Genomic DNA, 326 nt, shown 5'->3' on the forward strand with positions numbered 1-326 from the left:
TGGCTTCATTTTCAAGTGCAATTCTTGGTAGCACAATTTCAGTGTTACGTTCGTCAAGCGGTCTTTTTTGTTCCTCATCATATTGTCTGCGAAGTGCTGTAGCTTCATGCCCTTCATGATGGGTGGGTTCAAGAAAGTCTAAGCCCTGATCCTTGTAACTCCGGTGGTCGATGCGTTCATCTAGTCCAGCATTTTCCAATACTGTGTTTACAACATTGGCAAAAGTTGCTCGGCTGTCCTTCAGGATCTCGGGACCATGGTCGTTGAAGATTCTTTGTTTCTTTCCTAATTCGCCTTTTTCATTGATGAGTCTGGTCGTGAACATG

General features: G+C 44.2%; 1 protein-coding gene. It reads right to left on the reverse strand.

What is annotated here, in order from left to right; all coding sequences use genetic code 11:
* The coding region (locus tag AVJ20_RS18160; protein WP_162689826.1) for a MobA/MobL family protein at positions 1-326 on the reverse strand (326 nt) is incomplete at both ends.

Origin of the sequence: Acinetobacter sp. CFCC 11171 (assembly GCF_003268405.1) — a bacterium.
GTDB lineage: Bacteria > Pseudomonadota > Gammaproteobacteria > Pseudomonadales > Moraxellaceae > Acinetobacter > Acinetobacter amyesii.